This window comes from Nitrospirota bacterium, from assembly GCA_040756155.1.
Lineage (GTDB): Bacteria > Nitrospirota > Thermodesulfovibrionia > JACRGW01 > JBFLZU01 > JBFLZU01.
Genome location: JBFLZU010000042.1, coordinates 22,120 through 29,332, shown reverse-complemented (window position 1 = coordinate 29,332; position 7,213 = coordinate 22,120). Strand labels below are relative to the sequence as shown.

The 7,213-nt window shown below is 41.2% G+C and carries 5 protein-coding genes and 1 pseudogene; all 6 read left to right on the top strand.

Going from position 1 to position 7,213, the window contains the following annotated elements; all coding sequences use genetic code 11:
* On the top strand, window positions 1–789 hold a 789-nt coding region (locus AB1488_03770), incomplete at its 5' end, for a hypothetical protein (protein ID MEW6409215.1).
* A gap of 9 nt (window positions 790–798) precedes the next feature.
* Window positions 799–2,157: a diguanylate cyclase gene (locus tag AB1488_03765; GenBank protein ID MEW6409214.1), complete on the top strand. Its 1,359-nt coding sequence runs from the start codon at window positions 799–801 to the stop codon at window positions 2,155–2,157.
* 57 nt (window positions 2,158–2,214) lie between these two features.
* The gene (locus tag AB1488_03760) at window positions 2,215–2,679 is read left to right on the top strand and encodes an NAD(P)H-dependent oxidoreductase subunit E (protein ID MEW6409213.1); all 465 of its coding nucleotides are present in this window, start codon (window positions 2,215–2,217) and stop codon (window positions 2,677–2,679) included.
* Window positions 2,676–4,508: an NADH-quinone oxidoreductase subunit NuoF gene (gene nuoF, locus AB1488_03755; protein MEW6409212.1), complete on the top strand. Its 1,833-nt coding sequence runs from the start codon at window positions 2,676–2,678 to the stop codon at window positions 4,506–4,508. Before AB1488_03760 ends, nuoF begins: the two co-directional genes overlap by 4 nt.
* 24 nt (window positions 4,509–4,532) lie before the next feature.
* Window positions 4,533–4,748: pseudogene (locus tag AB1488_03750) on the top strand (2Fe-2S iron-sulfur cluster-binding protein).
* Window positions 4,740–7,213: formate dehydrogenase subunit alpha (gene fdhF, locus AB1488_03745; protein ID MEW6409211.1), on the top strand; the 2,474-nt coding region annotated here is incomplete at its 3' end. The pseudogene AB1488_03750 and the gene fdhF, both read left to right, overlap by 9 nt.

Sequence of the window (7,213 nt, the reverse complement as noted above, 5' to 3'; positions counted from 1 at the left end):
ATGACAATGGGAAATAGAAAGATAGGGCTTGGTGTTATGGGATTTGCAGAGATGTTGATCATGCTCGGTATACCTTATGACTCTGAAGAAGCACTCAGGATTGCAGAGGAAATAATGGGATTTATCTCAGGTGAGGCAAGAAAGGCATCAGTTGAACTCGGTAAGGTCAGGGGCTCATTCCCTAATTTTAAAGGAAGCCTCTGGGATAAAAAAGGTTTTCCTGCGATGAGGAATGCCACTGTTACAACGATTGCCCCCACAGGAACAATAAGCATTATTGCAGGGACAACGAGTGGTATTGAGCCACTATTCGCTGTCTCCTATATAAGAAAGGTGATGGAAGGAACAGAGATGCTTGAAGTTAATTCCCTTTTTGAGGAAGTGGCAAAAAGACTGAATATATACAGTGATGACCTGATGTTGGAGATTGCAGAGAAGGGGAGTATTCGGGACATGCAGGAAATACCTGCTGAGGTGCAGAGGCTTTTTGTTACCGCTCTTGATATAGATCCGCTATGGCATGTAAAGATGCAGGCGGTATTCCAGAGATATACAGATAATGCTGTAAGCAAGACTGTAAATATGAGGATGGACTCTACAAAAGAGGATGTCATGGATATCTTCCATGAAGCATATCGGTTAAAATGTAAAGGGATAACTGTGTTTAGATACGGGAGTAAAGATGATCAAGTGCTGTATATCAGAAAGGTACCAACAATGGCTTTTGAAAAGGGGATGCTTAAGGCGGATTCTGAGTATACAGGGGAATGCAAACTCTGTTCAGTATAAGGTATGGCTGTGATTAAAAAGTCAAAAGTCGTGATAGTCGGTGCTGGTAAAGGTGGCTCTGCAATCATAGAAATGCTGAATAAAGACCCTACTGTGAAGATTACAGGTGTGGTTGATGTGAGAAAAGATGCAGAGGGAATAAAACTCGCAAAGAAATATCGAATACCTGTAGGGGACGATTTTAGAAAATTTATCTCACATCGGAAAGATATTCACTTAATAATAAATGTAACAGGCAAAGATGATGTAACAAAAGAAATAGAGAAAATAAAACCACCAGATGTAGAGATTATGGGTGGATTTTTAGCAAAGTTCATGTGGGACCTAATTAATGAAAGAACAAAGACGATAGAGGAAAACAAGAGACAGATTAAAGAGTATGAGGCGTTTTACAGGCTTGGACTGACGTTAACATCAGGTTGGAATATAAAGGATACATGTAATGTGATACTCGAGTATGCGACAAGGCTTACCCATACCCCTGCGGGGAGCATTGCAGTATTAGATGAAAGACATAATAAGTTGAGCGTTATAGCAGTGAGAGGCTTCAGTTCTGATTTCATGAAGGAATATAAATGGAAATTAAGGAAGAAGGGATTGACGGACTTCATCCTTAACAGTAATAAGCCAGTTACTATAAACAATATTAAAAGGCATCCTGAGTTCAACAATCCCTATCTACTTGCTGAAGGTGTCAGGGCGATAGCTGCCTCTCCGCTATTAAGCGAAGGGAAAATAATCGGTATCCTCTATGTGGATGATTTTGTTCCACGGAGATTTACCGAGAGAGAGATTTCGTTATTTTCGCTTATATCCACTTATGCTGCAATCGCCATAGAGAGGGCAAGACTTGTAGATGATGCGATACGCCTTTCTATCACAGATGGTTTGACTCAACTCTATAATTATAGATACTTCATGAACAGATTTACAGAAGAGCTCAAAAGGGCGATTAGATATAATTATCCTCTCGGTATTATGATGATAGATATCGACCACTTTAAGAATTACAATGATATGCATGGACACCTTGCAGGAAATGGGATATTAAAAAGCATTGCTAAGATATTACGGGCTGAGAGTAGAGAGGTGGATATAGTGGCACGATATGGTGGTGAAGAATTCGTCATACTACTTCCAGCGATTGGAGATAATACATGTGTGATGATAGCCGAGAGGTTAAGAAAAAAGATCGAAAAAAAGCATTTCCCCCTTGAGGAGACACAGCCCCTCGGCAAGATTACTGTGAGTATAGGATGTGCTATTCTCCCTAATGATGGAAACACAGTAGATGAGCTGGTAAAGAAGGCGGATGAAGCCCTTTACAGGGCAAAGCGTGAAGGCAGGAATAAAGTCTCCTGTGCCTGACCCCATGTCTTTCTTTTCTTGACATATCTTGTTTCCATATGCTAATTTTCAAGCCTTATGGAAGAAACACTTAAACAGATCCTCGATAACTATAGAAAGAATGAAGGTAATATCATCTCCTTGCTTCAGGAGGTTCAGGAGGCTTTTGGTTATATTCCTCGAGAAGCAGTAGAATGGTTTTCAAAAAAACTTGATATCCCCTCAAGTAGTTTCTTTGGTGTTGTTACTTTCTATGCCCAGTTCCATTTAAAACCGACAGGCAAAAATATCATTACTGCATGCTGTGGGACAGCGTGTCATGTAAAAGGCTCTGAGAGGTTAATCGATGGCTTAAGAATGGAACTTAATCTCATCGAGGGTGAAGATACTACGGAGGACAGGGAATTCACTATAGAGAAGGTAGCATGTGTAGGAACATGCAGTATTGCACCTGTTGTTATAGTTAACAAAAAGGTTCATGGCAGAATGACTACCGATAGACTCTCGAAGGAGATAAAGAAACTCAGGGGTGAAAAAAGATGACGGCTGATATAAAAGTAAAAGTCTGTATGGGGCCAGGAGGTATTGCGGCGGGGGGAACGGATGTTATTGAAGTGTTCGAAAATGAACTTAAAGTAGTTGATATAAAAGTCAACATAGAGAAACACTGTTCTCTACATAAGGTTGGATGTTTTGGATTGTGTGCAAAAGATGTGCTTGTTGATGTAATTATAGACAGTAACAAGACAACATATCAATATGTCAAGCCTGATATGGTCTCAAGGATTGTCAGAGACCATATTATCGGTGGCACTCCTGTAAAAGAATGGGTTGTTGGAGACGGCTATCACAATTTCTATAAGAAACAGATAAAGGTCGTGCTCTCTGATTGTGGCGAGATAGACCCTGAGGATATCAATGCATATATTTCAGTTGGAGGTTATGAGGCAACAAAGAAGGTCTTTACCTCAATGACGCCTGAAGAGACGATAGATATTATTAAGAGGTCAGGTCTCAGGGGAAGAGGTGGAGCAGGATTCCCTACAGGTAACAAGTGGGAGATATGCAGAAAGGTTCAATCTGACCGTAAATATATGATCTGTAATGCTGATGAGGGTGACCCTGGCGCTTTCATGGATAGAGCGGTTCTTGAGGGTAATCCTCATGCTGTCATAGAGGGAATGATTATAGGTGCATACGCTATAGAGGCAAACAAAGGCTATGTATATATCAGAGCAGAATATCCTCTTGCTGTTGAGAGACTCGGTAAGGCACTCGATCAGGCAAGAGAAAAAAGACTCCTGGGTAAAAATATATTCGGAACAGGATTTAATTTTGACATAAAGATCAAGCTCGGTGCTGGTGCCTTTGTATGCGGTGAAGAGACAGCACTTATTGCCTCTATTGAGGGTAAGAGGGGAATGCCAACTGCAAAGCCACCTTTTCCTGTTTACAGTGGTCTATGGGGAAAACCAACAGTAATCAATAATGTGGAGACCCTTGCAAATGTGCCCTTTATAATCAGAAATGGTGCAGAGTGGTTTGCGTCCTTTGGCACAGAAAAGAGTAAAGGGACAAAAGTCTTTGCATTGACAGGAAAGATTAAAAATACAGGGCTTATTGAGGTTCCTATGGGGATTCCTCTGAGAGAGATAATCTATGACATTGGAGGTGGAATAGAAAAGGGAAGGGCATTTAAGGCTGTGCAGACAGGAGGACCATCTGGCGGATGCATTCCAGCAGAGTTATTAGATATACCGGTTGATTATGAATCCCTTGCCAGTGCTGGTTCTATTATAGGTTCAGGAGGAATGGTTGTCCTCGATGAGATGGACTGTATGGTCGAGATAGCAAGATTTTTCCTCCAGTTTACACAGAATGAGTCTTGTGGTAAATGTATTCCGTGCAGGGTAGGGACCAAACGGATGCTTGAGATACTCGAGCGGGTTGTTGCAGGAAATGGCAAGGAAGGGGACATAGAGATTTTACTTGAACTTGGAAATGATATAAAAGTAACCTCTCTCTGTGGTCTCGGGCAGACTGCACCAAACCCTGTTCTGACTACCATAAAATATTTCAGGGATGAGTATGAATCACATATAAAAGAAAAATGGTGTAAGGCAGGGGTCTGCAGAGACCTGATAACTTTCTACATAGATGAAGTCGCATGTAAGGGATGTGGTTTGTGTTTAAAGGAGTGTCCTCCGAATGCGATTACTGGCGAGAAAAAACAGCTTCATAAAATCAATCAGGACCTCTGCATTAAGTGCCGCCGGTGCTATGAGGTCTGTCCCACAAAGTTTAATGCAGTGAAAATAGGCCCAGCAGATATGTTAGTTGAAAATGCAAAGACAGGCTTGTTTCAGGATTGATTTTTGAAATTTGAGGTTGTTTAGATGATAGAACTTACTATAAATGATAGAAAGGTTGTTGTAAAGGAAGGAACAACAATTCTTGAGGCAGCAAGACAGAACGACATATATATTCCAACTCTTTGTTTTCACCCCAAACTCTCTCCATTCGGTAGTTGCAGACTCTGTATAGTTGATATTAAAGGGATGAACCGTCCGGTAACATCATGTACTACACCTGTATCTGAGGGAATGTCTGTTATTACATCTACACCGGAATTAGAACGATTGAGAAAAACGGTTCTTGAGCTTCTCCTTTCAGACCACCCGAATGAGTGTATGACATGTGAAAAGGCTGGTGACTGCACACTTCAAGAACTTGCATATACCTATGATATTAAAGAAATACCCTTTAATGGCGAGAGAAGGAGATATAAAGAACATGATGCAAACCCATTCATTGAGGGGGAGATGGAGAAATGTATTCTATGCGGAAGATGTGTCAGGATATGCCATGAGGTTCAGGGTGTTGGTGCTATTGGTTTTGCATATAGAGGTTTTTATGCTAAGGTAACGCCACCCTTTGAAAAAGACCTGAACTGTGAGTTCTGTGGTCAGTGCGTTGCAGTCTGTCCTACAGGTGCATTGACAGGTAAGATGTGGAGGGGGAAGGGAAGACAGAAGGATGTTAAAGAAATAGATACTACATGCCCTTATTGTGGCTGTGGTTGCAGTCTTACACTCCATATAAAGAGGAATGAGGTTATAAGGGTATCTTCAAGAGAAGATACCTTGAATGAGGGTTGGTTATGTTCAAAAGGCAGGTTCGGTTATAGTTTTATAAATAGCCCTGATAGACTCACAAAACCTCTTATTAGAATAGCCTCAAGATCGAGTTCGGAGTTCGGAGTTCGGAGTTCGGAGTTAAAAGACGAACCTCAACCCTCAACTCTCAACTCTCAACTCGCAACTCTTTTTAGAGAGGTTTCCTGGGATGAGGCGCTTGATTTTATTACAAGGAGATTCAGCGAAATTAAAGATAAGTATGGGGCAAACTTTATCAGTGGACTTTCGTCTGCAAAATGTACGAATGAAGAAAATTACCTCTTTCAGAAATTCATGCGTGCTGTGATAGGGACAAACAATGTTGACCACTGTGCCAGGTATTGACACAGCGCAACAGTGGCCGGTCTGGCTACAGTATTTGGTTCAGGTGCAATGACAAATTCTATCCCAGAGATTGAGAATAATGATTTATTATTTGTCATTGGCTCAAATACCACAGAGACACATCCAATTATCGGTCTCAGGATGAAAAAGGCTGTTAGAAATGGTGCGAAACTCATTGTTGCTGACCCGAGGAAGATTGACCTTGTGCGATTTGCTGAGCTTTGGCTACGGCAAAAAACAGGAACAGATGTTGCGCTATTGAATTCAATGATGCATGTGATACTGAAAGAGGATTTGATAGACAGGATATTTATACTCGGTAGGACAGAAGATTATGAATCTCTCAAAGAAAGCCTTGAGGAATATACACCAGAGGTTGGAGAGAAGATTACAGGTGTGCCAAAGGAAGATATAATCAGGGCAGCATTACTTTATGGCAGGGCTGAGAGACCAGGTATATATTACACAATGGGAATAACACAGCATACACATGGAACAGATAATGTTTATGCCATAGCAAACCTCGCATTGATGACTGGAAATCTCGGAAAGGAAAGCACAGGGGTGAATCCTCTGAGAGGACAGAACAATGTCCAGGGCGGAACAGATATGGGCTGCGTTCCTGATCAGTATCCCGGTTATCAGAAAGTCAACATCCCTGCTATAAAAGAAAAGTTTGAGAAGGCTTGGGATGTCAGACTCTCAGATGAGATTGGACTTACTGCTCAAGAGATGATAAATGAAGCTACTGAAGGAAGATTGAAGGCGATGTATATTATGGGGGAAAACCCTGCTTTGACTGACCCGGATATCAGTCATACAATAAAAGCCTTGAAAAAGCTTGAGTTCCTTGTTGTGCAGGATATATTCATGACAGAAACCGCAGAATTAGCGGATGTTGTTCTTCCTGCTGCTTCATTCGCAGAGAAGGATGGGACTTTTACAAATACCGAGAGAAGGGTTCAACGCGTGAGAAAGACAGTAAATACGCCTGGTGAAGCAAAAGAGGATTCATGGATAATTATTGAACTGAGCAGAAGACTTGGATATGAGATGAAATATAATTTTACAGAAGAGGTCTTACACGAAATAGGAAAGATATGGCCAGCAATGGCTGGAATAACCTATAGTAGAATAGAAAAGACAGGACTGCAGTGGCCATGTCCTACGATCGACCATCCAGGAACACCATATCTATTCAAGGGAGGTTTTCCGAGAGGAAAAGCAGGATTCAGTGTGGTAAAATATAGACCATCTGAAGAATTACCGGATGATGAATATCCATTTATGCTTTCTACAGGAAGACAGCTCTTCCATTATCATACAGGTTCTATGACAAGAAGGATTGATGCTATCAATAAGATTTCTCCAGAGGCTTATGTTGAAATCAATCCCTATGATGCAGAAAAAATGGGAGTTATGGATGGTGATAAAGTAAGAGTGTCATCTCGAAGGGGAACAATAGAGGTCAGGGCAGCCATTTCAGAGCGTCCATATAAAGGTATGGTCTTTATCCCGTTTCACTTTAAAGAAGCGGCTGCCAATATTTTAACAAA